The 23,937-nt window shown below is 71.8% G+C and carries 24 protein-coding genes, 7 tRNA genes and 1 pseudogene; 22 read left to right on the top strand and 10 right to left on the bottom strand.

Going from position 1 to position 23,937, the window contains the following annotated elements:
* Positions 1–212: 212 nt before the first annotated feature.
* Entirely contained in the window at positions 213–1,445 is a 1,233-nt protein-coding gene (gene cobA / locus ACZ44S_RS07320; protein ID WP_466925449.1) for a uroporphyrinogen-III C-methyltransferase, read from the top strand.
* Position 1,446: 1 nt separating this feature from the next.
* Complete coding sequence (locus ACZ44S_RS07315; RefSeq protein ID WP_466925448.1) at positions 1,447–2,274, top strand: TrmH family RNA methyltransferase; 828 nt, start codon at positions 1,447–1,449, stop codon at positions 2,272–2,274.
* A gap of 36 nt (positions 2,275–2,310) precedes the next feature.
* Here ACZ44S_RS07315 and ACZ44S_RS07310 read toward each other — a convergent pair whose 3' ends face one another.
* A complete protein-coding gene (locus tag ACZ44S_RS07310; RefSeq protein WP_466925445.1) occupies positions 2,311–3,639 on the bottom strand; it encodes a serine/threonine-protein kinase in 1,329 nt (442 codons plus the stop codon).
* 195 nt (positions 3,640–3,834) lie between these two features.
* Between ACZ44S_RS07310 and ACZ44S_RS07305 the strand changes: the two are divergent.
* The 4 genes and pseudogenes from ACZ44S_RS07305 to ACZ44S_RS07290 all read left to right on the top strand — a co-directional run bounded on the left by ACZ44S_RS07305 (position 3,835) and on the right by ACZ44S_RS07290 (position 6,541).
* Positions 3,835–4,111, top strand: a pseudogene (locus tag ACZ44S_RS07305) (hypothetical protein).
* Positions 4,112–4,307: 196 nt separating this feature from the next.
* On the top strand, positions 4,308–4,487 hold the full coding sequence (locus ACZ44S_RS07300) for a hypothetical protein (RefSeq protein WP_184765605.1): 180 nt from the start codon (positions 4,308–4,310) through the stop codon (positions 4,485–4,487).
* A 753-nt stretch (positions 4,488–5,240) separates the two neighbouring features.
* The gene (locus ACZ44S_RS07295; protein WP_466925443.1) at positions 5,241–6,158 is read left to right on the top strand and encodes a phosphotransferase; all 918 of its coding nucleotides are present in this window, start codon (positions 5,241–5,243) and stop codon (positions 6,156–6,158) included.
* Positions 6,159–6,259: 101 nt separating this feature from the next.
* A complete protein-coding gene (locus ACZ44S_RS07290) occupies positions 6,260–6,541 on the top strand; it encodes a TFIIB-type zinc ribbon-containing protein (RefSeq protein WP_466925441.1) in 282 nt (93 codons plus the stop codon).
* Positions 6,542–6,589: 48 nt separating this feature from the next.
* Here the strand turns inward: ACZ44S_RS07290 and ACZ44S_RS07285 are convergent.
* From ACZ44S_RS07285 to ACZ44S_RS07265, 5 genes are all read right to left on the bottom strand, one after another.
* Positions 6,590–6,661 (bottom strand) — tRNA-Val (locus tag ACZ44S_RS07285).
* A 43-nt stretch (positions 6,662–6,704) separates the two neighbouring features.
* Positions 6,705–6,776: transfer RNA gene (locus tag ACZ44S_RS07280), tRNA-Val, on the bottom strand.
* A gap of 19 nt (positions 6,777–6,795) precedes the next feature.
* Positions 6,796–6,867: transfer RNA gene (locus tag ACZ44S_RS07275), tRNA-Val, on the bottom strand.
* A gap of 1 nt (position 6,868) precedes the next feature.
* Positions 6,869–6,942, bottom strand: a tRNA-Cys gene (locus ACZ44S_RS07270).
* A 37-nt stretch (positions 6,943–6,979) separates the two neighbouring features.
* Positions 6,980–7,052, bottom strand: a tRNA-Gly gene (locus ACZ44S_RS07265).
* Positions 7,053–7,206: 154 nt separating this feature from the next.
* Between ACZ44S_RS07265 and ACZ44S_RS07260 the strand changes: the two genes are divergently transcribed.
* From ACZ44S_RS07260 to ACZ44S_RS07250, 3 genes are read left to right on the top strand one after another with little or no spacing between them, the layout of a single operon-like run.
* Positions 7,207–8,259 (top strand): chorismate-binding protein, encoded by a 1,053-nt coding sequence (locus ACZ44S_RS07260; RefSeq protein ID WP_466925438.1) that lies wholly within the window; start codon positions 7,207–7,209, stop codon positions 8,257–8,259.
* A complete protein-coding gene (locus ACZ44S_RS07255; protein ID WP_466925436.1) occupies positions 8,256–9,077 on the top strand; it encodes an aminotransferase class IV in 822 nt (273 codons plus the stop codon). Before ACZ44S_RS07260 ends, ACZ44S_RS07255 begins: the two co-directional genes overlap by 4 nt.
* A 38-nt stretch (positions 9,078–9,115) precedes the next feature.
* On the top strand, positions 9,116–9,940 hold the full coding sequence (locus tag ACZ44S_RS07250) for a GNAT family N-acetyltransferase (RefSeq protein ID WP_466925433.1): 825 nt from the start codon (positions 9,116–9,118) through the stop codon (positions 9,938–9,940).
* 14 nt (positions 9,941–9,954) lie between these two features.
* Here ACZ44S_RS07250 and ACZ44S_RS07245 read toward each other — a convergent pair whose 3' ends face one another.
* On the bottom strand, positions 9,955–10,482 hold the full coding sequence (locus ACZ44S_RS07245; RefSeq protein ID WP_466925430.1) for a DsbA family protein: 528 nt from the start codon (positions 10,480–10,482) through the stop codon (positions 9,955–9,957).
* A gap of 217 nt (positions 10,483–10,699) precedes the next feature.
* Between ACZ44S_RS07245 and ACZ44S_RS07240 the strand changes: the two genes are divergently transcribed.
* Both ACZ44S_RS07240 and ACZ44S_RS07235 read left to right on the top strand, forming a co-directional pair.
* The gene (locus ACZ44S_RS07240; RefSeq protein WP_466925428.1) at positions 10,700–11,137 is read left to right on the top strand and encodes a hypothetical protein; all 438 of its coding nucleotides are present in this window, start codon (positions 10,700–10,702) and stop codon (positions 11,135–11,137) included.
* 152 nt (positions 11,138–11,289) lie between these two features.
* On the top strand, positions 11,290–11,442 hold the full coding sequence (locus tag ACZ44S_RS07235) for a hypothetical protein (RefSeq protein WP_362093212.1): 153 nt from the start codon (positions 11,290–11,292) through the stop codon (positions 11,440–11,442).
* A 68-nt stretch (positions 11,443–11,510) separates the two neighbouring features.
* On the opposite strand, the gene ACZ44S_RS07230 is transcribed toward ACZ44S_RS07235, so the two are convergent.
* Positions 11,511–12,071, bottom strand: coding sequence for a CGNR zinc finger domain-containing protein (locus ACZ44S_RS07230; protein ID WP_466925425.1), 561 nt, complete (start codon positions 12,069–12,071; stop codon positions 11,511–11,513).
* A 290-nt stretch (positions 12,072–12,361) separates the two neighbouring features.
* On the bottom strand, positions 12,362–12,775 hold the full coding sequence (locus tag ACZ44S_RS07225) for an SsgA family sporulation/cell division regulator (protein WP_004002642.1): 414 nt from the start codon (positions 12,773–12,775) through the stop codon (positions 12,362–12,364).
* Positions 12,776–12,966: 191 nt separating this feature from the next.
* On the opposite strand from ACZ44S_RS07225, the gene ACZ44S_RS07220 reads away from it, so the two are divergent.
* From ACZ44S_RS07220 to ACZ44S_RS07180, 9 genes are all read left to right on the top strand, one after another.
* Positions 12,967–13,425 (top strand): TIGR02611 family protein, encoded by a 459-nt coding sequence (locus ACZ44S_RS07220; protein WP_466925422.1) that lies wholly within the window; start codon positions 12,967–12,969, stop codon positions 13,423–13,425.
* Between the two features lie 79 nt (positions 13,426–13,504).
* Positions 13,505–13,576: transfer RNA gene (locus tag ACZ44S_RS07215), tRNA-Val, on the top strand.
* A gap of 366 nt (positions 13,577–13,942) precedes the next feature.
* Positions 13,943–15,232 (top strand): ABC transporter substrate-binding protein, encoded by a 1,290-nt coding sequence (locus ACZ44S_RS07210; protein ID WP_466925420.1) that lies wholly within the window; start codon positions 13,943–13,945, stop codon positions 15,230–15,232.
* A 14-nt stretch (positions 15,233–15,246) separates the two neighbouring features.
* A complete protein-coding gene (locus tag ACZ44S_RS07205) occupies positions 15,247–16,203 on the top strand; it encodes a carbohydrate ABC transporter permease (protein ID WP_466925417.1) in 957 nt (318 codons plus the stop codon).
* Complete coding sequence (locus tag ACZ44S_RS07200) at positions 16,200–17,075, top strand: carbohydrate ABC transporter permease (protein ID WP_466925415.1); 876 nt, start codon at positions 16,200–16,202, stop codon at positions 17,073–17,075. The genes ACZ44S_RS07205 and ACZ44S_RS07200 overlap by 4 nt, the downstream gene beginning before the upstream one ends.
* Positions 17,076–17,085: 10 nt before the next feature.
* Positions 17,086–17,685: a hypothetical protein gene (locus ACZ44S_RS07195; protein WP_466925413.1), complete on the top strand. Its 600-nt coding sequence runs from the start codon at positions 17,086–17,088 to the stop codon at positions 17,683–17,685.
* An 88-nt stretch (positions 17,686–17,773) separates the two neighbouring features.
* The gene (locus ACZ44S_RS07190) at positions 17,774–20,509 is read left to right on the top strand and encodes an exo-rhamnogalacturonan lyase family protein (protein WP_466925411.1); all 2,736 of its coding nucleotides are present in this window, start codon (positions 17,774–17,776) and stop codon (positions 20,507–20,509) included.
* Positions 20,510–20,571: 62 nt separating this feature from the next.
* Positions 20,572–21,021 (top strand): SRPBCC family protein, encoded by a 450-nt coding sequence (locus tag ACZ44S_RS07185; protein ID WP_190167182.1) that lies wholly within the window; start codon positions 20,572–20,574, stop codon positions 21,019–21,021.
* A 39-nt stretch (positions 21,022–21,060) separates the two neighbouring features.
* Positions 21,061–21,132, top strand: a tRNA-Val gene (locus ACZ44S_RS07180).
* Positions 21,133–21,187: 55 nt separating this feature from the next.
* Here the strand turns inward: ACZ44S_RS07180 and ACZ44S_RS07175 are convergent.
* Complete coding sequence (locus tag ACZ44S_RS07175; protein ID WP_190167181.1) at positions 21,188–21,913, bottom strand: 3'-5' exonuclease; 726 nt, start codon at positions 21,911–21,913, stop codon at positions 21,188–21,190.
* Between the two features lie 167 nt (positions 21,914–22,080).
* On the opposite strand from ACZ44S_RS07175, the gene ACZ44S_RS07170 reads away from it, so the two are divergent.
* Complete coding sequence (locus ACZ44S_RS07170; RefSeq protein WP_466925407.1) at positions 22,081–22,647, top strand: DUF4365 domain-containing protein; 567 nt, start codon at positions 22,081–22,083, stop codon at positions 22,645–22,647.
* On the top strand, positions 22,644–23,879 hold the full coding sequence (locus tag ACZ44S_RS07165) for a hypothetical protein (RefSeq protein ID WP_466925404.1): 1,236 nt from the start codon (positions 22,644–22,646) through the stop codon (positions 23,877–23,879). Before ACZ44S_RS07170 ends, ACZ44S_RS07165 begins: the two co-directional genes overlap by 4 nt.
* Positions 23,880–23,937: the final 58 nt, after the last annotated feature.

Raw genomic sequence — 23,937 nt, 5'->3', positions numbered from 1 at the left:
CGGGTGGGGGGGGGGGGGGGGGGGGGGGGGGGGGGGGGGGTGGGGGGGGGGGGGGGGGTGGTGTGGGGGGGGGGGGGGGGGTTGGGGGGGGGGGGGGGGGAAACCCCCCCCCCCCCCCCCGCCGCCACGCGCGCATAAAATTCCCACGTCAGGCTCGCTCCGACGCCGCAGCGCGCCCGCTGACCCACAGCTCGTCCGAGGAGCCTCCCCTGATGGCCGAACACCCCGCCTACCCCGTAGGCCTCCGCCTCGCCGGCCGCCGCGTGGTCGTCCTCGGCGCCGGCCAGGTCGCCCAGCGCCGCCTCCCCGCCCTCATCGCCGCCGGAGCCGACCTCCACGTCGTGTCCCCCGAGGCCACCCCCTCCGTCGAGGCCATGGCGGACGCCGGAGAGATCACCTGGCACCGGCGCCCCTACGCCGCGGGCGACCTCGCGCAGGCCTGGTACGCGCTCATCGCCACCAGCGACCCCGACGCCAACACCGCGGCGTCCGCCGAGGCGGAGCAGCACCGCGTCTGGTGCGTCCGCTCCGACGACGCCGACGCGGCCACGGCGTGGACCCCGGCCACCGGCACCAGCGAAGGTGTCACGGTCGCCGTCCTCACCACCCGGGCACGCGGCCGCGACCCCCGCCACACCGCCGCCATCCGCGACGCCGTGGTCGAAGGCCTGCGGGACGGCACCCTGGTCGCCCCGCACCACCGCACCCGCACCGCGGGCGTCGCCCTCGTCGGCGGCGGCCCCGGCGACCCGGACCTGATCACCGTGCGCGGCCGCCGCCTGCTCGCCGAGGCGGACGTCGTCATCGCCGACCGGCTCGGCCCTCGCGACCTGCTCGCCGAACTCCCGCCGCACGTCGAGGTGATCGACGCCGCGAAGATCCCCTACGGCCGTTTCATGGCCCAGGAGGCCATCAACAACGCGCTGATCGAACACGCCCGGAAGGGCAAGTCCGTGGTCCGCCTCAAGGGCGGCGACCCGTATGTGTTCGGCCGCGGCATGGAGGAGCTCCAGGCGCTCGCCGAGGCGGGCATCCCGTGCACCGTCGTCCCCGGCATCTCCAGCTCCATCTCGGTCCCCGGCGCGGCAGGCATCCCCGTCACCCACCGCGGAGTGGCACACGAGTTCACGGTGGTCAGCGGCCACGTCGCCCCCGACGACGAACGCTCCCTGGTCGACTGGCCGTCGCTGGCGAAACTGACCGGCACCCTCGTCGTCCTCATGGGCGTGGACAAGATCGGCCGGATCGCCGAGACCCTGGTGGCGCACGGCAGGTCCCCGGACACCCCGGTGGCCCTGGTCCAGGAGGGCACGACGGCCGCCCAGCGCCGCGTCGACGCCACGCTCGCCACGGTCGCCGAGACCGTCGTCGCGCAGGAGGTCAGGCCGCCGGCCGTCATCGTCATCGGCGAGGTCGTCGCCGTCGGCCCGCGCGAGGTGGCCTGACATGGCCGAACCCATCGTCGTCGAGGACCCGGGCGACCCCCGTCTGCACGACTACACCGGCCTGACCGACGTCGAACTGCGCCGTCGGCGCGAGCCCGCCGAGGGGCTGTTCATCGCCGAGGGCGAGAAGGTCATCCGCCGAGCCGGGGAAGCCGGCTACGCCATGCGGTCCATGCTGCTGTCGGCGAAGTGGGTCGACGTCATGCGGGACGTCATCGACCGGTCCGACGCCCCGGTGTACGTGGTGGATCCCGCGCTCGCCGAGAAGGTCACCGGCTACCACGTGCACCGCGGCGCCCTCGCCTCCATGCAGCGCACCCCGCTTCCCTCCGCGTCCGACGTGCTCCGGACCGCCCGCCGGGTCGTGGTCATGGAGTCCGTGAACGACCACACCAACATCGGTGCGATCTTCCGCTCGGCGGCCGCCCTCGGCATGGACGCCGTCCTGCTCTCCCCGGACTGCGCGGACCCCCTGTACCGGCGCAGCGTGAAGGTCTCCATGGGCGCGGTCTTCTCCGTACCGTACGCACGGGTGGAGGTCTGGCCCCGAGGGCTGGAGTCGGTGCGTGAGGCCGGGTTCCGGCTGCTCGCCCTCACCCCCGGCGAGGAGGCCAGGGCCCTGGACGAGGTGGCACCGCACCGCATGGACCGGGTCGCCCTGATGCTGGGCGCGGAAGGGACCGGTCTGTCCGCCCGGGCCATGGCCGCCGCCGACGAGCGGGTCCGCATCCCGATGTCGCACGGTGTCGACTCCCTCAACGTGGGAGCCGCCGCGGCGGTCGCCTTCTACGCGGTGGCCACGGGGCGTCCGCAGGAGTCGCAGGAGTAGGTGGGGCCTCGGAGGCTCCGGCGCGCTGCGGAGTTCCTATGCAGGGCCCTGGCAGCCCTGAACCAGTGCGATGCCCAGGGCGACCACCAGCGTCACGACGACGAAGACGAACAGCCGCTGGCGGAGCAGGCGCGGATTGGCCGGGCGCAGGCCCGTCCCCGTCGACCGCGGGCCCGGACGGCGGGCGCCGCTGCCGGACCGGGTGGTGTTCCTGGACGCCGGTGTCGGGTGCGAGCCGTTCCGGGACGGGGTGCCTCCGCGGGAGAGACCGTCGCGCGGGGAGCCATTGCGCGAGGAACCGTCGCGCGGGGAGCCGCCGCCTCGCGAAGGGGGCACGCTCCGGGTCCTACGGCCGGGGGACGAACCGTCGTTCCGGGATGCGGGCGCGGGGCCGCGTCCACGCGGGGGCGGGGTGCCCTGGCCGCTCTGCCCGCCCTGCCGGCGCTGTGCCCGCTCCGGATAGGTGTCCGCGAGGCGTCCGGTGGGCCGGTCCGACTCGGGGGTGCGCGGCGCGGGCGGCCGGACGTCGGCCAGGCCCTGCGCCTCTCGCGCGGCGATCTCCTTGAGCCGCAGCGACAGTTGGAGCGTGCTGGGCCGCTCCTCGGGGTCCTTCGCCAGACACGCGCGGACCAGCGGGGCCAGGGCGTCCGGGACGCCGTGCAGCTGAGCCTCCTCGTGCACCACGCGGTACAGCATCACCTCGGAACTGCCGTGTCCGAAGGGGGAGTCGCCCATCGACGCGTACGCGAGGGTGGCACCCAGCGAGAAGACGTCCGTGGCCGGGGTGACGGCCGCGCCGCGCACCTGTTCCGGGGCGAGGAAGCCGGGCGAGCCGACCGCCGTACCGACGTGCGTGAGCGTCGAGGCGCCCGTGGCCCAGGCGATGCCGAAGTCGATGATCCGCGGCCCCTTCGGGGACAGCAGGATGTTGGACGGCTTGAGATCGCGGTGCACCACACCGGCCTCGTGCACGGCGACCAGCCCCTCAGAGAGGGCCGCGCCGACGGCGGCGACCTCGGCCGCGCCGAGCGGTCCCTCCCCGGCGACCTTGTCGTGCAGCGACGGGCCGGGCACGTACTGTGTGGCGAACCACGGCCGGTCCGCTTCGAGGTCGGCGGCCACCAGCCGGGCCGTGCAGCCGCCGCGGATGCGCCGGGCCGCGGAGACCTCCCGCGCGAAACGTGAGCGGAACTCCTGGTCCTCCGCCAGATCGGGACGGATGACCTTCAGCGCGACCCGCTGCCCCTTCTTGTCGGAACCCAGGTAGACCACGCCCATCCCGCCCGCGCCGAGCCGTCGGTGAAGCCTGAAAGAGCCGACGACGCGCGGGTCCTCGCGCCTCAGGCGCATCATCGCCATGTTCATCCCCGCTGCCCGGTCCTGTGACGTGCCACAGCTTACGTTTCCACGGCGGTCCGTGCGCAGAGGCCGCGCCCTCTCGAAGCGATGGATTGTCAGTGGTGGGTGGGAGACTTGAAGAGTGGTCAGGGAGCGTGCGGGCAGGCCTGGTTCGCATGGCGGGTCATCCCAACCACCCGACACCGTAGGGGGATTGATCGCGTGAAGGGTGACCGTGTGGAGATCGTCGTGGATGCGGGGGACACGACGCGTACGTACGAGGTGGTGGCGAGCAGGGCGGGGCGCAGGGTGGAGACCGCGGTGCGCCGGGGGGTGGTCGAAGTGAGCGAAGTCACCCGGACCGGGGCCGTCGTGCGAACGGCGCGGTTCATGGCGAACCGGGTGCTCGCGCTGGTGGAACAGCCGGTGCCGAGGGAGGACGGGGCGGGAGAAAGCGGGGCAGAGCGGGCGGCCCTTCGGGGATGTCCCTGAGGCGTAGGGCCCCGTCTCCACCCAGGGGAGTACAGCGCAGGTCACGGCTCATCCTCCGGGAGGCCCGGCAATCGGTACGAGGGCATGACGCCCGGGGAGGGCCGGGCCCCTAGATTTGAGGTCAAGCGGCGGGTGCGGTACTCGTCCCCCGAGGTCAGACGCCCGCCGCTGCCAATGACAACAGAACGGTCAGGAGAGGGGCCATGGCGCACACGGCACCGCGGACAGCGATCCGCACGCGGGAGCGCGGCGAAGGCCGGCGGCATCCGCTGGTGGCGACGCTGATGGCCCTTCCCCTGGCGGTCCTGCTCCTGCTCGTCTTCGACGGGTGGGAGACGGTGACCACACAGGCGTCGTCCGTGGGTGAGATGCTGGGGCGCTGATCCAGCGACCCCAGGCCCGGAAGAGCGGTCCGGGCGGGGACATCCATCCATGAAACCCCGTGGGGACGGGGGTGCGGCGGACGGCAAAATGCCGGCGCAGCTGGGGAGCTGCGCCGGCATTGCTTTGTCCGCCGCCCGGCGGTCGTACGCCTGCGGCGCAGCTGTCGGTGGGGTGGGGGCTTGGGTAGCGCCCACGGTGGGTGGGTGGTGCGGGGCCGGGGTGGGGGTGTCCGTCCTCGGACTGGCGCGATGGACCTTGTTGGTGGGGGTGCGGGGTGCGGACGCGCCAGCCACTGCGGGCGGACACCCCCGCCCCGACCCCTCCCCGCCGTCGGCGACATTCCCGCGCCCACCCCGATCCGCGCTGCCCGCCATACGCGCCTGCTGCCCGCCATACGCGCCGGCTGCGCGTCATACGCGCCTGCTGCCCGCCGCCGCTCCCGCGCTCCGCCGCTCCCGCCGCTTCCGCGGCTCCCTGCCGCGCTCCGCGGGCAGTCGTGCCGCTGGGGCGGCACGGGTGGGCGGTGGGGGTACCTCCCGCTCGAGCGAAGTCGAGAGTGGGGGAGGCACCCCGCCGGCGCCGGGCTGCGCAAACACCCCCGGCCACTCCCACGCGGGGCACCGTGCTCGTACCGGTCCGCATGGACCACCCCAGGCCCGCCCGAACCCTGGGCACCCTGCCCGGCGCCGGTTCGCGCGGAGCCGTACCCGCACAACCCCGCCCCCCGGCAATCGCCCCGTACCCTCACCCCCGTGACCACGGACCTCCTCCCCGCGCTGACAGCGCACGCCACGACAACGGCCCACGCCCGCGCAGCCCACCCGTGTTCCTGCACAGCAGCCACCCTCACCACCCACGACGACACCACCGTCGTCCGCCACGCCGGCACCGTCGCCAAGGCCCACGCCCCCGGCACCGACCCCGCCCGCCTGGCCCTCCGCGTCACCACCGCCGCCCGACTTCCCGGCGTCCTCCTCCCCCCACTCGCCCCGGCCCCCGCCGAACTGCACGGACGGCTCGTCACTCTCTGGCCGTACGGCACCCCCGTGGACCCGGACGATCCCGACGCCGCCCCCTGGGAGGCCGCGGCCACCCTCCTCGCCCGCCTCCACCGCACCCCGCCCCCCGTCGCCGTACCCCCGATGCGCGGCCCGGCGAAGGCCGCCCACGCCGTCGGCCGTCTCCGGGCCACCGCCCCCGGCCACCCCGGCACCGCACCGGTACTGCGGGCCTGGTCCGCCCTCCCGCCCTGGGCCCGCGGCGAGGCCCTCGCGCAGGACACCACGAACCTCTGCCACGGCGATTTCCATCTCGGCCAGCTCATACGCCACCCCGGCCCCGAAGGCCCCTGGCTGCTGATCGACGTCGACGACCTCGGCACCGGTGTCCCGGCGTGGGACCTGGCCCGTCCGGCGGCCTGGTTCGCGTGCGGACTGCTCGCCCCCGACGAGTGGCAGCGCTTCCTGACCGCCTACCGCGCGGCCGGCGGCCCGGCCGTACCCGCCGACGGAGATCCCTGGGCCGTGCTGGACGTTCCGGCCCGCGCGCTCACGGCGCAGACCGCCGCCCGGGCCGTCACCAAGGCGGTGCTGGCGGACCGGCCGCTGGACGAAGTGGAGCAGGCGCTGGTCGACGCGTGCGGGCGCATGCCCTCCTCCCCAACGGATTGAGCCGGATTTTCGCGAAGTAGGGTGCAACCGACCCGCGGCCGGGCGGAGTCTGTCCTGGCGATACGCGAAGCGGGAACGACCGGCGAGGAGTTGAACCGATCATGCAGTGTCCGAAGTGCCGTGCCCCCATGCACACCTACAACCGCAACGGTGTTCAGATCGAGCAGTGCAGCGGGTGCCGAGGGATCTTCCTCGACTACGGCGAGCTGGAGTCGCTGACCCGGCTGGAGTCCCAGTGGTCCCAGCCCGCACCTCCCGCCCCGCCGGCCGCCCCCCAGGCGTACCCGGCGGCCCCGCAGCCTCCCGCCTGGGGTGCCGGACACGGCGGCCACTACGGTCACCGCCGGCACAAGAGCTTCGGGCACATGCTCTTCTCCAGCTGACGCACCCACGCCGAAGCCCCCGGTCACCGGACCGGGGGCTTCGAAGTGTGGACGATACTGGGATTGAACCAGTGACCTCTTCCGTGTCAGGGAAGCGCTCTCCCGCTGAGCTAATCGTCCTCGGGACCACGATCACTCGGCGGAGCGGATCATGGGCACTGCGTGCGCGATACTGGGATTGAACCAGTGACCTCTTCCGTGTCAGGGAAGCGCTCTCCCGCTGAGCTAATCGCGCGGGGGATCCGAAGATCCGGTGGACGATACTGGGATTGAACCAGTGACCTCTTCCGTGTCAGGGAAGCGCTCTCCCGCTGAGCTAATCGTCCTTGGAGGTGGAGACGGGATTTGAACCCGTGTAGACGGCTTTGCAGGCCGTTGCCTCGCCTCTCGGCCACTCCACCAGGAGTGTAGGGGACCGGGAAGCCCCCTCTTCCTTCGAGCGGACGACGAGGCTCGAACTCGCGACCTCAACCTTGGCAAGGTTGCGCTCTACCAACTGAGCTACGTCCGCCTGTCGTTTCGGTCGGCTTGCGCTTCCCGGCGACGAACTGAACTCTAGCGGATTCCGGGGCCAGTACAAAAACCCGTTTGTGCAGCGTGCTGCGCTGCGCCTGCTCACGGACGTGCCGACAGGCCCGACCACGTCACCGCCATAGACTCGTCACGTGCCTGACCTCCCACCTCTCGCGCGTTTCGGCCGCCGCCTCGCCACCGGGCTCCTCGACGTCACCCACGACCCCTCGGCCCTGGATTCCCAGGGGTTCTGGGCGGTCGCCGCCGACTTCGAGGGCCGACTGACCTGTGCACGCTTCCGCGACGTCCGGGAGCAGCAGGTGCCGGCACCCGTGCCGGGGGCCTGGCGGGGGCCGGCGGCCGGTGACTGGACGTCCTCCCTCGACCGCGCCGCGTACACGGCGGGCGTCCGCCGCATACGGGAGCACATAGCCGCCGGCGACGTCTACCAGGCCAACCTCTGCCGCGTGCTCTCCGCGCCCGTGCCGCCCGACGCCGACGTGGACGCCCTGACCGCCCTGCTGGCCCGGGGCAACCCGGCGCCGTACGCCGGAACGATCCGGCTGCCCGGGCACGGCGTGGAGATCGCCACCGCGTCACCCGAGCTGTTCCTGCGCCGGGACGGATCGACTGTCGAGTCCGGGCCGATCAAGGGGACCGGCCGGACCGAGGCCGACCTGCTGGAGAAGGACTACGCCGAGAACGTCATGATCGTCGACCTGGTCCGCAACGACATCGGCCGGGTCTGCCGCACCGGGACCGTGACGGTGCCCGACCTGTGCGCCGTGGAGAAGCACCCCGGCCTGGTGCACCTCGTGTCGACGGTCCGGGGCGAGCTGCGGACCGGAGCCGGCTGGCCCGAGCTGCTCGGCGCCGCCTTCCCGCCCGGCTCCGTCACCGGCGCTCCCAAGTCGAGCGCCCTGCGGATCATCGACGCCCTGGAGACGGCGCCCCGCGGCCCCTACTGCGGAGGGCTCGGCTGGGTCGACGCCGACCACGGCACCGGCGAGCTGGCGGTGGGCATCCGCACCTTCTGGATCGACCGGGGCGCGGACGGCGCCGCCGTCCTGCGGTTCGGCACCGGCGCCGGCATCACCTGGGGCTCCGACCCCGAGGGGGAGTGGCGGGAGACCGAGCTGAAGGCCTCCCGGCTGCTCGCGGTAGCGTCGGGAGTGTACGAGGTGAGCGAAGGGACCCAAGGGTGAAGATCTGGCTCGACGGCGGACTGCAGGACATCGAGTCCGCCCGTGTCTCCGTTCTCGACCACGGGCTGACCGTGGGCGACGGCATCTTCGAGACGGTGAAGGCCGTGGACGGACGCCCGTTCGCGCTCACCCGGCATCTCGACCGGATGACCACGTCGGCCCGGGGCCTGGGACTGCCCGACCCCGACCTCGACGAGGTCCGCCGCGCCTGCGCCGCCGTCCTCGACGCCAACCCCATGCCGCTCGGCCGGCTGCGCATCACCTACACCGGCGGCCACGGCCCGCTGGGCTCCGACCGCGGCGAGCAGGGACCGACCCTCGTGGTCGCCCTCGGCGGGACCACCCGCCGCCCCGACTCCACCGCCGTCGTCACCGTCCCCTGGACGCGCAACGAGCGCGGCGCGCTCACCGGCCTGAAGACCACCTCCTACGCCGAGAACGTCGTCGCGCTCGCCCGGGCCCGGGAACACGGCGCCTCGGAGGCGCTGTTCGCGAACACGGTGGGGCAGCTGTGCGAGGGCACCGGGTCGAACGTCTTCGTCGTTCTCGACGGAGAGATCCACACCCCGCCGCTCGCCTCCGGCTGCCTCGCCGGAATCACCCGCGCCCTGGTCGTCGAATGGACCGGCGCCAAGGAGACCGACCTGCCGCTGGACGTCCTGGAGCGGGCCGAGGAGATCTTCCTCACCTCCACCCTGCGCGACGTGCAGGCCGTGCACCGCGTCGACGACCGTGAAGTGGCCGCCGCACCCGGCCCGGTGACCGCCAAGGCCATGCGGATCTTCGACGAGCGTTCCGGGGCCGACCTCGACCCGTGACGGGTCGTTCCGACGGGCCGGCGGGTAGAACTCCCGTGATGACGACGACCCTGCGGCCGGCCGAGCCGCTTCAGCAGAACCCCGACGGCACGCGTTCGCGCCGCTACCAGGTGTGTGTGAACAGCCGTCCCGTCGGAGCCGTGCACCTCGGCACGCATCCCGTGTTCGGTGATGCCGTGGCCCGGATCATGAGTCTGCGCATCGACGGACCGGACCGGCGGCGCGGCCGGGGCACGGTGGCCGCCCTCGCCGCGGAGGAGGTCGCCCGCGGCTGGGGGTGCCGCCGCATCGAGGCGACGGTCCCCGCGGACTCCGGCACCGCACTCGCCCTCGCCACGGCCCTCGGCTACGTCGTACGCAACCGGAACATGGAGAAGCCGCTCGGCGACACCCCGCCCGCCCTGCCGGAGGGCAGCGTGGCACGGCCGATGACCGAGGACGAGTACGGGTCCTGGACGGCCAGGAGCCAGGACGACTACGCGCGCGACTGGATCCGGCGCGGCGTGCCGGAGGACGAGGCGCGGGCCAAGGTCGTGCGGGACCATGCCGTGCTGCTCCCCGAGGGCCGGGACACCGACGGCATGCTCTTCAGCGTCCTGGAACACCACGGCGTCGCCGTGGGCATCCTCTGGCTGTCGGTGACGGGGGAGCAGGCCTACGTCTTCGACGTCGAGGCCGACCCCGTCCACCGCGGCCGGGGTCACGGACGCACCCTCATGCTGCTCGCCGAGGCCCAGGCGGTCGCCGCGGGCCGGCGCCTCATCGGGCTGAACGTGTTCGCCGGCAACACACCGGCCGAGCGGCTCTACGACTCGCTCGGCTACGCCACCACGCAGTACTCGGTGTACAAGGCGCTCGTGTAGCCGTCGGCGGTGCGTCAGTCGTTCTGCCCGGCGAGCACGCGGTCCACGATCTCCTCGATGCGCCCGCGCAGTCCCTCCTGGCTCTTGCCGCCGTCGAGGCGTTCACCGTCGATGACGTACGTCGGGGTGCCGGTCACCCCGATCGCCTTGCCCTCGGCCTGGTCCGCGTCCACGATCAGGATGTGCCGTCCGTCGATCAGGGCGGTGTCGAACTCCTCGGCGTCCAGACCCAGCTCCCGGGCGACCTCGACGAGGAAGGCCTCGCCCCGTCGGTCCAGTTCCTCGACCCGCCCCAGCACGGCCTCGGCGTACGCCCAGCCCTGTCCCTGCTCCACGGCCTCCTCTACGGCCTGGGCGGCGGCGAAGGCGTGCTTGTGCTTCTCCAGCGGGAAGTGCCGCAGCCGCAGCTCCAGCCGGTCGCCGTAGCGGGCCCGCAGGGCGCGGAGGTCGTCAAGGGCGCTGCGGCAGTCGGGACACTGCAGCTCGCACCAGACGTCGAGGACGGGAGGGGCCGCGGGGCGGACGGGGGAGGAGTCGCTCATGGGCCACAGTCTCCCAGTCCGGTCCGCGACCACCCAAGCGGGCCCCGCGCGGCCCCCCGGAGCGGATGGTCCCGGCCCGTCCGCACCGGGACCTGCGGAGGAGCCGACCCGGAGATGTCCCTGATGTCCGGCCGGAGCATGGCCCCGCGAGGTCCGGCGGGTGCAGGATGGAAGGAAGGAAAGTACCGCCGCGACCGCACGCTGCCTGGAGGACCGGATGATTGCCGAGACCGTCTGCTCCGCCGTTTCCGCGGCGGGCCTGGGCATCGCGGTGGTCACGGCCTACCGCAAGCGCTTCCTCGCCGCGGCCCGCATCGCCGCGTACTCGCTCGTGCCGATCGGCCTGGTGATGACCGGCGTCGTCGAGTGGCTGGCCGACACCGCCTTCAGCCCCACGGCCTGGGCCGGCTTCGGCGTGCTGGGTCTGTCCTGGGTCCTCTTCGCGACCACACGGACGGTGGAGCGCCGCCGTGGCGGCACGCGCAAGGAGCGCAAGGCCGCCGCCAGGGCGGCTGAGGCCCCCGACGCGGTGGCGCCCGGAGCCTCCGCGCCCGCCCTGGGGAACACCCGCCCGGCGACCCGGAAGGCACCGGCGTCCCGGGGCGACGAGGACTTCAGCGACATCGAGGCCATCCTCAAGAAGCACGGCATATGACGCCGCGGGGGCGGCCGAAGCGTCACAGGGCGTCCGGGAGCGCCCGGAAATGATCACAACCCGAACCGGAGATCGCGGATTCGGCGAACTCGCATGCTTTCCGTGAGTGTTGATCGCGTCGGGCGCTTCCGATGCGTCATCATCGCGGCGAGATGCTGGACACGACACAGAGCGATGCCGCGCGGCAGCAGGACGAACCGCGTGGATGTCTCTTCGCCCTTTCCCAGCCACCGCTGATGATCTTCCTTGCGGTGATCGGGTGTCTGCTGCTCACGGCTGCTCTGCACGACCTGCTGTGGCTGTGAGCCGTACCCGCGGTACCCGGCGTCACCCGTCGGGACCGCGTCGGCACGGCATCCGCGGGAGTGTCCGGTCAGCCCGCCGCTTCCTTGCGTCGCGCCCGGTAGGCGGCCACGTGGAGGCGGTTGCCGCAGGTGCGGCTGTCGCAGTAGCGGCGTGAGCGGTTGCGGGAGAGGTCGACGAAGGCGTGCCGGCAGTCCGGTGCCTCGCAGCGGCGCAGCCGCTCCTGCTCCCCGGCGACCACGAAGAACGCCAGCGCCATCCCGCAGTCGGCGGCGAGATGGTCGGCCACGGAGGCGCCGGGCGCGAAGTAGTGCACGTGCCAGTCGTAGCCGTCGTGGTCGGTGAGCCGGGGCGTGGTGCCCGCGGCCGCGATCAGTTCGTTGATCAACCCGGCCGCGGTCCGGGCGTCGGGGGCGGCGAAGACCGACGCGAACCGGCCGCGGATCTTGCGCACGGCGGCCAGGTCGAACTCGGTGAGCACCCCGACCTCGCTGACCTCGTGGTCCCGCACGAAAACCTCGAGGGCCCCGACGTCCGGCAGTCCGTCCGGAGTCGTGTCGTCCTCCGGCGCGGTGTTCACCAGATCGACCACGGTGTCGAGTGCGCACCGGGTGTCGTGGGTGATCAGCACGATTTGCTCCCTGGCCTGGGGGTCGGGCGGGTGCCCGCCGATGCTGGCCGATGGTAGTGGCTCCGGCGCGCCCCGCACCTCCCCGCTCCGCACATGGCTTCGAATCCAACGCCGGAGAGCCCCCGGTCGTTCCCGGCCGGGCGCCGCACAGCACGACGGCGCCGGCCGCGGAAACCCGCGGCGTCGGCGCCGTTGTGTGTGTGAGCCGTATGCGGCTGCCCGTATGCGGCTGTCCGGGCCCGAGCCGTCTCCCCGAGTCGACGGCGCCGGGCGGCTTCGGTGAGCCTCGCCTAGCTTTCCGCCAGGATGTGCGAGAGCTCCTGGTCGAGATCGAAGTGCCGGTGTTCCGTGCCGGGCGGCACGGCGGCGTCTGTGCGCTTCAGGAAGGACTCCAGGGCCCGTGCGGGGGCCTCGAGCAGGGCTTCCCCCTCCGGCGAGCTCAGGGCGATGCACACGACGCCCTGGCCGTGACTGCGCGACGGCCAGACGCGGACGTCGCCGGTGCCCGTGGGGCGGTGAAGTCCCTCGGCGAGGAGGTCGCGGGCGAACACCCACTCGACGGTTTCCTCGGCTCCGGTGTGGAAGGTGGCGTGCACGGCGTAGGGGTCGGCCGTGTCGTACCGCAGGCCTGCGGGGACAGGCAGGGAGGACTCGCTCGACACAACGAGGCGCAGGTGCAGCTCGCAGCTGACCGTGGTGTTCATAAGCGCCAGGGCCTTTCGCTCAGTGTGCGCTCGGGGATTCGCACGTCGGCGAAATCGACATGCCACCTACGGTGCCGTTGTAAACCCCTCTGAGTGTTTTGCGTGCGTTTACGTAACTCTTCCGGCCGAGAGATCGTTCGCGACGTGCGCCCATTCCGGTGATGTGTTTCGCTCCGGTAGTGTTTGGCTGCATGAACACGGGGAGTGACATGTCTGGCGAGGCCGCGGCGGTGGCCCACGGGGTGACGGTGGACGAGAGTGAAGACCGTGAGGAGCGGGCGCTCGGGTCGCGGGCGCCCGAGTTCGTCAAGGCGCGCCGCGCACTGCATCTGAGCTGGCAGGTCGGCGTCTTCATCGTCGGCCTGGCGGTCGTGGCGGCCGGTGCGGCGATGCTGGTGCTGCCCGGGCCCGGCTGGGTCGTGATCTTCGGCGGTATGGCGATCTGGGCGACCGAGTTCGTCTGGGCCCAGCTGGTGCTGCGCTGGACCAAGCGCAAGGTCACCGAGGCGGCCCAGCGCGCCCTGGATCCCAAGGTGCGGCGCCGGAACATCATCCTGACCTCGATCGGCGTGGTGATCGCGGCCGGACTGGCGGGTGCCTATCTGTGGAAGTTCGGCCTCGTGATGCCCTGGAAGATCGAGGACCAGTGAGGCGCCGCGGGGGGCGGGTGCACCGCTCCCCGCTGGTCACCGGCACCCCCTGACATGGGGTAATGTTCTTCCTGCGTCCGGGCGATTAGCTCAGTGGGAGAGCGCTTCGTTCACACCGAAGAGGTCACTGGTTCGAACCCAGTATCGCCCACCGGATCATCAGGCGGCCCGGCTCACGACTCGTGAGCCGGGCCGCTTCGTCGTGTTGCGCCGGGTGTCGGCCGTGCCGCTGTCCGGCGGTTCCGCTTCCGGTCGTCTTCATCCAACCGTGACCTTCCGTGGTGTCCGACCGGACGGGTTCCCCGTTGTTCGGCCGGTCGGCCGCGCGAGCCCGACCTGGGGATTTCCCCTCGTCCGCCGGCCGGCGTCCGGAGCCGCCGCCGGCACCGCCGTGCCGGGGCGCCCATGAATTCCTGTCCGAATCATTGACGTGCCCGGGGGCCCTCCGTAACTTGTGCCAGCAAGCGCTTACTTGAAACGATTCATGAGGCGGACGCGAACGTCGCGGGAGGCTCGTATGCAGCAGGGTGGCACGGTGGAGAGGCGGACGATCCTCAAAGCGGCGGGGGCCTCGCTGGCCGTCGCGGGGCTGGGGGCGACGGCCACCGCATGCGGCGGCGGCAGCGGTTCCGGAGACGGAACGGTCACGATCCGTTACGCGTGGTGGGGCGGTGAACCGCGCACCATCGCCATCAAGAAGACGATCGCGCTCTTCGAGAAGAAGTTCCCGAAGATCAAGGTGAAGCCTGAATTCACCGACTACGAGGCGTTCTGGGAGAAGTTCCAGACCCAGGCCTCCGGCGGGAATCCCCCGGACGTTTTCCAGAATGCCGTGGGCTTCCTGCGCAAGTACGACAAGCGCGGTGTTCTGCTGGATCTCAAGACGCAGGCGGACGCCGGGAATCTGAGCCTGGACAACTTCCGCAACGGCGTCCTGGCGAACGGTCAGGTCGACGGCAAGCAGCTCGCCGTCCCCGTCGGCGCCAACACCATGGCACTCGTCATCGACCTCAAGGCCTTCCAAAAGGCCGGGGTCGAAGCGACATTCGGCTGGACCTGGGACGAGTACTTCGACGCGCTGCAGACGATCCAGGACAAGCTGAAGATCGCCGGTGACACCGGCTACTTCAGCATCATGTACCTCTACGACCTCTATCTGCGCCAGAACGGAAAGGCCTTCTTCACGGACACCGATCTCGGTTTCACCGAGGACGATCTGACGCAGTGGTGGGAGGACGGCTACAAGCGCGTACGGTCCGGCGTCGTCGCGGACCCGAAGAAGGTCGAGCAGGTCAAGCCCAAGTCGGCGCTCTCGGCGGGCCTCGCGGCGTCCGAGTTCACCTGGGACAACTTCTCCATCCGCTACGAGGGCGAGGGCGAGTCGGACTACGGGCTCGCGCCGATCCCCACCACGGACGGCAAGGCCACCGGCCAGTACCTCGGCTCGCTGATGCTCAGCGCCTTCTCCGGGACCGAGCACCCCAAGGAAGTCGCCCAGTTCATCGACTTCATGGTCCACGACCCCGAGGTCGGCGCGATCATGGGCTACGACCGCGGCATCCTCGCCACCACCGAGCAGTACGAGGCGTTCCAGCCCACCGACGCCAACAACAAGGGCGTCGCGGCCTACGAGGAGCAGGTCGCCGAGGCCGGCGTTCTCGGCAGGATCACCCCGCACCCGTCCGGCGCCGATGTCGTCGAGGCGGCGTTCCTGCGCATCGGCGGCGAGGTCGCCCAGGGCAAGACCAAGCCGGCCGATGCCGCCAAGGCATTGTTCAGCGAGGCCAAGGCCGCGTTCGCCGGCTGAGGGGACGTACCGCCATGACGCTCGTCAAGGAAGCGCCCGTGCGCCCGGCCGGGAAGCGGCCCGCCGCTCCCACCGCCGGGCGGCGCGGCCGGCGCCGCGAGAATCTCGCCGGGTATCTCTTCATGTCGCCGTGGATCGCGGGGTTCCTGCTGCTCACCGCGGGGCCGATGATCGCCTCGCTGTACTACGCGTTCACCAGCTACAACCTGTTCACGCCGCCCCGGTGGGTGGGCCTGGACAACTTCACCACGATGTTCCAGGACCCGCGCTGGCAGAAGTCGGTCGAGGTCACGCTCGAGTACGTCGTCGTGGCCACCCCCCTGAAGCTGCTGCTCGCACTCGGTGTCGCCCTGCTGCTCGCCCAGAAACGGCGCGGACAGGGCCTCTACCGGGCCGCGTTCTACATGCCCTCGCTCATCGGTGCCAGCGTCTCCGTCGGCTTCGTGTGGCGGGCGCTGTTCTCCGACGACGCCGTCGTGGACCGTACGCAGAAGATCTTCGGTCTCGACGTGGGCGGCTGGATCGGCAACCCGGACTACGTCCTCTACTCCCTGGTGGCGCTGAGCATCTGGCAGTTCGGCGCGCCCATGGTCATCTTCCTGGCCGGCCTCAAGCAGGTCCCGCAGGAGCTGTACGAGGCCGCCGAGGTGGACGGCGCCGGACCGCTCAGGCGGTTCTGGAACATCACCCTGCCGATGATCTCCCCGGTGCTGTTCTTCAACGTGCTGCTGGAGTCCATCCACGCGTTCCAGGTGTTCGGCTCCGCCTACGTCGTCTCCGACACCCGGTGCGGGCCCGCCGACGCCACGCTCGTCTACACCTGTTACCTCTACCAGAAGGGCTTCAAGGAGGCCCAGATGGGCTTCGCCTCCGCGATGGCCTGGACGCTGGTGATCGCGGTGGCGCTCGTCACGGCCGTCCTGTTCTGGTCGCAGAAGAAGTGGGTGCACTACGAGGAGGCCGCCAAGTGACCGGTGCCACCAGCCCCGCCCTGCCCACCGTGACCGAGCGGCGGCGCCTCGGATCGATTGCCTGGCACGTGGGCGCGCTGCTCGTCCTCGCGGTCGTCCTCTACCCCGTGCTCTGGGTGGTCGGCGCCTCGTTCAAACCGAGCAAGGACATCATCGCCAGCCTCGACCTGTTGCCCGCCGACCCGGTCTGGGCGAACTTCTCCGGGCTCGCCGACGGCATCTCCGGTATCTCCATCGGCAGCTTCTTCCAGAACTCGCTGATGTACGCGGTCCTCGCCGTGGCCGGTGTCGTGCTGTCCAGCTCGCTGACCGCCTACGCCTTCGCCAAGATCCGGTTCGCCGGGCGGAACCTGCTCTTCACGCTGATGATCGGCACCCTGCTGCTGCCGTACCACGTGCTGCTCATCCCGCAGTACGTGCTCTTCCGCAACATGGAGCTCACCGACACCCTGGTGCCGCTCGTCGCGGGCAAGTTCCTGGCCACGGAGGCCTTCTTCGTGTTCCTGATGGTGCAGTTCATGCGCGGACTGCCCAGGGAACTGGACGAAGCCGCCAAGCTCGACGGCTGCGGGCATCTGCGCACCTACTGGTCGATCGTCCTGCCGCTGAGCCGGCCCGCGATCATCACCAGCGCGATCTTCACCTTCATCAACGCCTGGAACGACTTCATGGGACCGCTCATCTACCTCAACACCCCCGAGAAGTACACCGTCTCGCTGGGCCTGATGATGTTCCGCGACCAGGAGGGCGTCTCCAACTACGGCAGCATGATCGCGATGTCGCTGGTGGCGCTGGTGCCCGTCATCGCCTTCTTCATGGCCTTCCAGCGCCATCTCATCGACGGCATGGCGACCTCCGGACTGAAGGGCTGAGGCGGTCACCATGGCATCAGCACCCGTGAAGGCCCGCGCCCCGCGCCGGGAGTCCGTGTTCGGCGAGCGCTTCGCGGTCTTCGCCGAGTGCCTGCTCACCGGCGTGTGGATCGCCGTCGCCTGTCTGGGAGTCGTCACCTACCCCGCGGCCTTCGCGGCCGGCGCCCGGCACCTGCGGCGCCGTACGTCCCACCGGGCCGGCGGCCTCGGGGAGTTCACGGCGGACTTCGGCGCGGCCCTGCGCGGCGGCTGGGCCGCCGGGCTCGCCGGGTGGGCGGTGGCCGCCGCGGTGTGGGTGGACGTGCTGGCCGCGCGGGCCGGGCTGCCCGGCGGACCCGTCGTCGGAGCGGTCGGGGTTTTCGCGCTGATCGGGTCCGCCGTGGCCCTGCTGCGGGCGGCCGCCGTCTGGACACCCGGCGCGGCCTGGCGGGCCCTGCTCGCGGACGCCGGCCGGCGGACCGTGCTCGATCCCGCCGGGTCCTTCCTGATCGTCTGCGGACTGGCCGTCGTGGCCCTGTCCGCGTGGTGCGTCCCGCCGCTGGCGGTCCCCGTCCTGGGGGCCGTCGCGGCGGCGGCCGTCGCCGTGGAGGAGCGGTACCGGCACCGCTGACGGTGCCTCCTGCTGGGCCGGCGCTCCGGCGCCGCGCCTCTGCCTGTCATGCCCTTGACATCACCTTCCGCAACGGAAAGGAAAGGCCATGTCCCCCATCCCCCGCAGAATCCTGCTCAAGGCGGCCGCCGTCGCCGGAGCCGCCGCCCAGTTCAGCTGGGCCCTGGGACCACAGAACGCCACCGCCGCACCCCGCGCGGAAGCCGCCGACCCGGGCCCGGTGACCCTGGACTGGCTGGAGGACGGCGGCCTCGGCGCCGCCCCCGGCTCCACCGTCGGCGTGCCCTGGCCCAAGGGCACCCACCAGGAGGGCCGGACCTTCGCGCTGACCGACGCCGACGGGAAGTCCGTACCCGTGCAGTCCTGGCCCATCGCCTACTGGCCCGACGGCTCCCTCAAGTGGACGGCGCACGCCGTGAGTTCCGGCACCGGCAGGCTCACCCTGACCGCCGGGGAACCCGCCGCGCCCGAGAAGAAGGTCACCGTCGACAGGCGCGGCGGCACCATCGACATCTCCACCGGTGTCATCACCGCCAGGATCGGCACGTCCGGCTCCACCCTCGTCACGTCGGTCCGCCGTGGCTCGGCCGAGATCGCCCGGGACGGCCGCCTCGTCCTCCTGCGCCGGCCCGAGTACGAGGACGGCGACCGGACCACCGTCAGGACCGAACGCTTCGACGGCGCCGTCACCGACGTCACCGTCGAACAGGAGGGGCCCGTCCGCGCGGTCGTCCGCATCGACGGCAACCACCGCAAGGGCCGCCGCACGCTGCTGCCCTTCTCCGTCCGCCTCTACTTCTACGCGGGCGCCGACTCCTTCCGCATGGTGCACACCATCACCTACGACGGAAAACAGGAGCCCGGCAAGGCGAGCGGCGACTTCATCCAGGGCATCGGCGTCCGCTTCACCGTTCCCCTGCGCGACGAGACCTACGACCGCCACATCCGCATCGGCGGCGAGGGCACCGGCCTGCTCCGCGAGGCCGTCAAGGGCATCACCGGGCTGCGCCGCGACCCGGGAGCGGCCGTCCAGGCGGCCCAGTTCGCCGGTGAGAAGCTGCCCGACCCGTCCACCTGGGACCAGCGCGTCACCACCCGCCTCCCGTACATCCCCGAGTGGGGCGACTACACCCTCTCCCAGCTCTCCGCCGACGGCTTCACCGTGCGCAAGCGCACCAAGAAGGGCCACGGCTGGATCGGCGCCGGCGGCGGGCGGCGCGCCTCCGGCTTCGGCTACGTCGGCGGGGCCGGCGGCGGCCTCTCCTTCGGCCTGCGCGACTTCTGGGAGAAGTACCCCGCCCAGCTCGACATCCGCGACGCCCACACCGACCGGGCCGAGGTCACCCTCTGGCTCTGGTCACCCGAGGCCCAGCCCATGGACCTGCGCTTCTACCACGACGGCATGGGCCAGGACACCTTCCCCGAGCAGCTCGAGGGCCTCAACATCACCTACGAGGACTACGAACCCGGCTTCGGCACCCCGTATGGCATCGCCCGCACCTCCGAACTGCTCTTCTGGGCCAACGCGGCCACCCCCGGCGCGGAGCGGCTCGCCGAACAGGTCGCTGCCGTACGTGTCCTCCCGCAGCTCGCCGCCCCGCCGAAGCAGCTGATCGACGCCGGCGTCTTCGGCAAGGGTCTGTACGCCGAACCCGACCGCTCCACCCCCGCCAAGGCCAGGATCGAGGACCACCTCGACTTCCTCTTCGCCTACTACAAGGACCAGGTGGAGCAGCGCCGCTGGTACGGCTTCTGGGACTACGGCGACATCATGCACACCTACGACACCGCCCGGCACCAGTGGCGCTACGACGTCGGCGGCTACGCCTGGGACAACTCCGAACTCTCGCCCGACCTGTGGCTCTGGTACGCGTACCTGCGCTCCGGCCGCGCCGACATCTTCCGCTTCGCCGAGGCGATGACCCGCCACACCGGCGAGGTCGACGTCTACCACCTCGGCAAGTGGGCGGGCCTCGGCACCCGCCACGGCGTCCAGCACTACGCCGACAGCGCCAAACAGCAGCGCATCGCCAACACCACCTACCGCCGCTACTACTACTTCCTCACCGCCGACGAACGCGTCGGCGACCTCATGCACGCCAATGTCGACTCCGACGAGACCTTCCTCGCCCTCGACCCCCTGCGCAAGATCCGCACCGAGCCGTACACACCCGACCGCAACGCGCTGTCCATCGGCTTCGGCACCGACTGGAGCGGACTGGTCTCCGCCTGGCTCACCGAGTGGGAACGCAAGGGCCCCAAGTGGGAGAAGGCCAGAGCCCGCGTGCTGTCCACCATGGAGACCATCGCCGCCCAGCCCAACGGCTTCGTCCAGGGCAGCGGACTGTACGACCTCGACACCGGCAGGTTCGCCGTCGCCGGCACTCCGAAGGTCGAGGTCTCCCACCTGTCGGCCGTCTTCGGCCTCAACGAACTCTGCGCCGAGCTGATCGACCTCGTCGACATGCCGGAGTTCGAGGAGGCCTACTACGACTACTGCCGCTACTTCAACGCGAGCAGGACGGAACAGGCCGAACGCTACGGCACCCACTTCGGCAGCCTGATCCTCTTCCAGGGCCACTCCCGCCTCGACGCCTACGCCGCCGTACGCACCGGCGACGAGAAGCTGGCCACGAGAGCCTGGGAGAAGTTCTACGACTCCGACGGCTACAAGGAGTCGGCACCCTGGAGGACCGAGAAGGTGAGCGGCCCCACCGCCCTGGTCCCGGGGAGCGAAGCCACCTGGGTCTCCACCAACGACACGGCCCTCTACGGCCTCGCCGCCATAGAGAACCTCGCGCTGCTGGGGGACCGGATGCCCTAGGGGGCGAGAGTCCCTCCGGGCCTGTCGCGCACATACCGGGCGCGGGCGGGAACACTGCGTCCATGGACTGGAACCATTACCGCTTCCGCAGTCTGTGGACCCTGTCCGCGCCCGCGGCCACGGTGTACGGCGCACTGGAACGGATCGAGGACTACCCCCTGTGGTGGCCGCAGGTGCGCGAGGTCACCCGCCTCGACGACACCAGCGGCATCGTCACCATCCGCTCCCTCCTGCCGTACGACCTGACCTCGACCGTGCGGGAGGGGCGGCGCGACCGGGAGACCGGGGTACTGGAGGCCGGCCTGTCCGGCGACCTCGACGGCTGGGCCCGCTGGACGGTCACCCCCCTGGGAGCCCACGGCTGCCTCGCCCACTACGAGCAGGAGGTCGACGTCCGCAAGCCGCTGCTGCGCCTGCTCGCCGTGCCGTGCCGGCCCGTCTTCCGCGTCAACCACGCACGGATGATGCGGGCCGGCCGGCGCGGACTGGCCGCACACCTGGAAGCGGTTTGAAGGAAGCGTCCCCGGACCTGTATTGTTCAGTGCGTTCCCGGGCGATTAGCTCAGTGGGAGAGCGCTTCGTTCACACCGAAGAGGTCACTGGTTCGAACCCAGTATCGCCCACCGGGAAGGCCGGTCCGTCACCGACGGACCGGCTTTTTGCTGCCCGGCCGTGCCCTCACGCCGCCGCGGGCAGATCCGGGCGCAGGGGCCAGGCCGGGTCGACCACTTCTTCCGTGCCGCTGCGCGCGAACCACGCCTGCAGACCCCGCGCCTGCGCCGCGTGCCACACCGCCTGCAGGGTGTGCAGCTCACCGGGGGACAGCCGCTCCAGCCGGGACGCGAAGCGCCGCCCCACCGCCCGCGCGACCTCCAGAGCGGCCACCGCGTCCGCCGCCGCGTCGTGCGCCGCCTCCAGCTCGACGCCGTACTGCGCGCACAGGTCGGTCAGCGTGCGACGGCCCTTGCGATAGCGGTCCAGGTGCTTGTCGAGCACCCACGGGTCCAGCACCAGCAGCGGCGTCCGCTCGAACCAGCGGCCCAGAGACGACGCCCGGTGCCTCCGCAACTCCCGGTCCAGCAGGGTGAGATCGAACGGCGCGTTCATCACCACCAGCGGCCGGCCCACCCGGGCCTGCTCGGCCAGCGCCTCCGCCACCTCGTACATCACCGGTGCCGGCCAGCGGCCGTTGCGCTGCAGATGCTCGTCCGTCAGCCCGTGCACCTCCGTCGCCCCGGCCGGCACCGGCACCCCCGGATTCACCAGCCAACGGGTCACCCGCGGCCGGGTGCCCGGAGCGTCCTGGACGACGAGAGCGGCCGACACGATCCGGTCGGTCTCGACGTCCACACCCGTCGTCTCCGTGTCGAAAGCGGCCAACGGCCCCTCATACCAGCACGCCATACCCAACAACCCCTCGTTCACCATCAGCAGTTGACGCACCGTCCACTGCCCGATCCGGTGATACCCGGGCTGTTTGCACCGTACGCCGGAAGGAGACAACAGGAGTACGGGTCGCCGCAGTTCAGGGACCCGTACGGGGACACCACTGTTCTGGAAGGCTGTTGGTCATGGCCATCGCGCAGCCCGAACGGGGCGGGCTGCTGCCCGAGCGCACGCCGGCCGCTCGCGGCACCCTCGCCACCACCGCCTGCATGGAGACGCTGCAGGTCGGCTATCTGCACGCCGTCGCCGCGGCCGCGGGCTGTTCACTCTCGCAGCCCTTCCCCGACAACGGCATCGACTGGCATGTCAGCCACAGCGCCGCCGGGCACACCGTCGACGACGAGGTCACCATCAAGGTGCAGTTGAAGGCGACCTACCAGATCGCCCCCGACCCGCCGGGCCGCTACTTCTCCTTCACGCTCGACAACGCCCACCTGGCCAAGCTCGCCCGCACACCGGTGACGGTGCACAAGATCCTCGTCGTGATGATCGTGCCGCGCTCGCAGGACGACTGGCTCCGCGCCGGCCAGGACCGGCTCGATCTGCGGCACTGCTGCTACTGGACCAACCTCGCCGGACACCCGGTCACCGGCCGGCACCGCACCACCGTACGGATCCCCACCTCACGCATCTTCGACGACCGGGCGCTGTGCGAGATCATGACGCGGGTCGGGACGGGAGGAAAACCGTGACACACCGCCCGACCGGAGAGCCTTTGCGGCCCGTACGTCCGCACCCGGCCGACACCCCCTTCGACGGCACCGCGCCCGAGCCGGCCGACATCGACCCCGCCGTGCTCACCGCCCTCCTGCACCGCCACGGCTGGCAGCGGCGCGGCGGCGCAACCGGACGCTACGGCCGCTGGACCCCGCCCGGACCGGGCACCGGCACCAGCCTGCTGGTACCCGTGAGCCGCGCCTTCCCCGACAGTGAGGACCTGCTCACCGAGGCCCTGCTCGCGCTGTCCCGCAGCGGCACCCCCTCCGCCCGCGAGATCCTGCTCTCCCTCGCCGTGCCCAGCGACGAGATCCACTGGTGGCGTGACATACCGGCCGGTCCCGGCGGCGCCACCGCCTGGACCGCCGAGGAACAGCTGCGCTCCGCCGCCCGCCGCACCCTGCTCGCCGCCGCCCTCGCCACCCGCGCCCGGGCCGGATTCCACGGCGCCCGGCACCGCCGCCCGGCCGCCGCCGCGCTGGACTCCGTCCTCGTCGGACCCGCGCCGGGCGGCCGCCGACTGACCGCGTTCGCCCCCGTCACCACCGGTCGGTCCCTCGCCGTCTGCCTCCACCACGCCCTTCACGCCGCCCGCGAGGCCGTCGACTACCGCCGCGCGACCGGCGGCATGGACGCCTTCGACACGGCCGTCGCCGCAGGCGTCAGCCATGAGCTCACCGAGGCCCTCGTCGCCCTGGTCCGGGGCGCTGAGGGCGCCCGGGTCGGCGTCTCCTGGGCCCCCGCCGCCGGTGTGCCCGAGGGCTGCGCGGTCGCCGCGGAGCCCGTCGAGTTCTCCCCCGGCGACCTGCCCGCCCTGCGCGAGGCCGGCCTGCGCTACCGGCGCGCGGAACCGTCCGTCACCGTACGGATCACGGGCACCGTCGTACGGATGCACCGCTCCGGACCACGCGGCGAGGGCATGATCCGGCTGCGGGTGCTGGCCGGCGCCGAGGTCGGCCACGTCCGGATCACCCTCGGCGAGGAGGACTACCGCATCGCCGGACACGCGCACCTCGTCGGACTGCCGGTGCGCGTGCGGGGGCGCCTGGAGAGCCGCGGAGGGTTCCGCCGGCTCACCGGCGCGGGGGAGCTGGTGCCCGTGCCGGTCGACGAGGCCGAGCGGGACCGGCTGCTCAAGGCGCTCCAGGCGAACGCCGAGACCGCGGCCTTCTTCGGAGAGGCCTGCGGCCCCGACGACGGAGACTGATTTCGCGGAGGGCGGCCCCGGGTCGGTACGATCGCACCCATGCGTGCGCTCCGGTATG

It is taken from the genome of Streptomyces malachitofuscus, assembly GCF_055571035.1.
This window is presented reverse-complemented; position numbering and strand designations above follow the sequence as displayed.